Below are 2,861 nucleotides of genomic sequence, written 5' to 3' on the forward strand. Positions count from 1 at the left end.
CCGGCAGACGGCCGGCGAGCAACGCGAGGTGATCGTCGATCAGGTGGTGGCGGGCCATGGCTGCTCGAGCAGGGTCGTGACGGTCGCGGCGAACTCCCGCCAGGTGGTGCGGTCGGTCTGCAGGCGCCGTTCGCCACGGGCGGTCAGCTGGTAGGTGCGGCGTCGTCGACCGTCGACCGTCGACCACGTCCCGTCGATCAGTCCCGCCGCCTCCAGCCGGTGCAGGGCCGGATAGATGGTGCCGGTGGGCAGCTCGAACTGGCCGCCGCTGGCCTCCCGGAGCGACTCCTTGATCGCGTAGCCGTGCCGTGGTCCAGCCGCCAGCGCGGCGAGCAGCAGCGCGTCGAGGTGGCCCTTGAGCTGTTGCGCGTCGGCGTCCACGACGCAACCCTACCGTTCGATAGGTAGGAATGCTACTCTTCTAGGGTATGTAGCGAAGCTTTCTATGAGGAGTGCCGGACGTGTGCATCGTGGGGCTCGAGACGGTCGACGCCGACGATCGCGCGCGGGTCGGTGGGAAGGGCGCGAACCTGGGCGAGCTGCGCCGGTTGGGGCATCGGGTTCCGGATGGTTTCGTGGTCACGACCGACGCGTACGCCGCGGTGCTCGAGCTGACTGGGCTGTCGTCCGGGATCGGGACACAGGTCAGAGACGGGCCCATCGACGGCCGTGGGTGGGCTGCGCTCCGGGCGGACATCGCGGCGGTGACGGTGCCCGACCCGGTGGGGCCTGCGATCGTCGAGGCGTACTCGGCGCTCGGTGGCGGGTACGTTGCCGTGCGCTCCAGCGCGACCGCGGAGGATCTGCCGGGCGCCGCGTTCGCGGGTCAGCACGACACCTACCTCAACATCGTCGGTGAAGCTCAGGTCCTCGACGCCATCCGGCGGTGTTGGGCGTCGCTGTGGACCGACCGCGCGGTCGCCTATCGTCGCCGACGCGGCGTCGGCGCTGAGCAGGTGCGGATGGCGGTCGTGGTGCAGGCGATGGTGCCGGCCGACAGCGCGGGCGTGCTGTTCACCGCGAACCCCGTCACAGGCGCGCGTGACGAGATCGTGGTGGACGCCAGCAGCGGCCTCGGCGAGGCCGTCGTCTCAGGGCTGGTGACCCCGGACCACTACGTGCTGGACGCGCGCGGCGAGGTCCGCGAGTGGACCGCGGGGCGTCGCGAGGTGGTCATCCGCGGTGCCCCTGGCGGTGGCGTCACGCGCGACACGACGGAGATGGACGAGGCGCGCCGACTGCCGGCCGAGGTCCTCGTCGAGCTGGCCGCCCTCGGTGTGAGCGTCGCCGGCCACTTCGGTCAGCCGCAGGACGTCGAATGGGCCTGCACCCAGGGGCGGGTGTGGGTGCTGCAGACGCGACCGATGACGGCGCTCCCGCCGCCTCCGGTGCACCTCACCCGCATGCAGCGGCGGACCGGGCCGCCGATCCTGGAGATGCTGCCCATCCGACCCTACCCGCTCGACATGAGCGCGTGGATCGACCCCGGCCTTGGCCGGATGGTGTCGCGGCTGCTGGACGAGATCGCCGGGCTGCGCGTCGATCTGGCCGAGGCGTTGCCGGAGGTCGACGGGGTGGTGGACCGCTTCGTGCCGCCGGCGCCCCACCCGACGCTTCGCGTGCTGACCGCGCCCGCCCGCAACCTGCGCCGCATCCGACGTCATGACCCCGCCGCCTGGCAACTGGATCCGCGGTTCGTTGCGTTCGAGCAGCAGGTCCGAGTGCTCGCGGCACGTGATGTGGCGACTGCATCCTGGGGCGAGCTGTCCCGGCTGCTACGCCACGCGTTGGACGCGCTGCACGTCACCACCGAGCTGCGCGTCGACTACCTGCCCGCGGCCGTCATGGCCCTGCTGCGGCTGCGTCTGATCCTGCGTCTGCTCGGCCTGACCGACCTGTTTCCCGAGCTGATCCTCGGCGCGCCGACGCGCACCACCGACGCCAACCGCGCGTTGGCCGCCCTGGCGTCCCTCGTCCGCGCGGACGCCACCCTGCATGCGCTGTTCGCTGACCTCGACGTCCACGACCTCGCGCGCCACCTCGACGACGCGCCCGAGCTCCGCGAGTTTCGGGGCGCGCGGGACGCCTTCCTCGACGACTACGGACACCGCGAGACCACCAGCGTGCTGCTCGTGTCATCGCCCACCTGGAGCGACGACCCTGCGACCGTCCTCGGCGCCATCAAGGCGCTCGTCGAACAGCCACGCCGACCCGCAGCTGCTGGTCGCGGCGCGCAGGCCGTCCGGCAGCTGCTTGACCATCCCGTCGTGCGCCTGACCCGGTCGCAGGCGCGCCTGTCCCGCATGGTGCAGGCCGCGCGGACGGGGATCGCCCTGCGTGAGGACACCCACTTCCACGCCACCCGGGTCCTGCCCATCGTGCGGCGCGCACTGCTGGAGATGGGCCGCAGACTGGCCGACGCCGCGATCCTCGCCGAGCAGGATCACGTGTTCCACCTGCGGCTCGACGAACTCGAAGACCTTCCGGGCCCCACGACACCCGCCGCCGACGCCGAACACATCCGCCAAGCGGTACGCGCCCGCGCGGCCAGACGCGAACAGCTGTACGGCGCCCCCCTGATCTCGCCAGCCGTGATGTTCCCCGACTCCCCAGGCGACGCCGATGCGCTCGTCGTCGGCGTCGCCGTGGGCGGCGGCCAGGCCACCGGGCCCGTGCGCGTCATCCGCCAGCCCGCGGACTTCGGAACGCTGCGCAGCGGCGACGTCCTCGTCTGCCCCTACACCAACCCCTCATGGACGTCGCTGTTCCAACGCGCAGCCGCGGTCGTCGTCGACGCCGGCGGGCCGACCTCCCACGCCGCCATCGTCGCCCGCGAATACGGCATACCCGCCGTGATGGGC

General features: G+C 72.1%; 2 protein-coding genes. One reads left to right on the plus strand and one right to left on the minus strand.

The genetic code is table 11. The annotated features are described in order from the left end of the window. Positions 1 to 39 precede the first annotated feature (39 nt). On the minus strand, positions 40 to 381 hold the full coding sequence (locus VK923_09020; GenBank protein ID HSJ44807.1) for a helix-turn-helix transcriptional regulator: 342 nt from the start codon (positions 379 to 381) through the stop codon (positions 40 to 42). A gap of 80 nt (positions 382 to 461) precedes the next feature. Between VK923_09020 and VK923_09025 the strand changes: the two genes are divergently transcribed. Further along, on the plus strand, positions 462 to 2,861 hold a 2,400-nt coding region (locus tag VK923_09025), incomplete at its 3' end, for a PEP/pyruvate-binding domain-containing protein (GenBank protein ID HSJ44808.1).

The sequence above is a fragment of the Euzebyales bacterium genome, assembly GCA_035461305.1.
Taxonomy (GTDB): Bacteria; Actinomycetota; Nitriliruptoria; order Euzebyales; family JAHELV01; genus JAHELV01.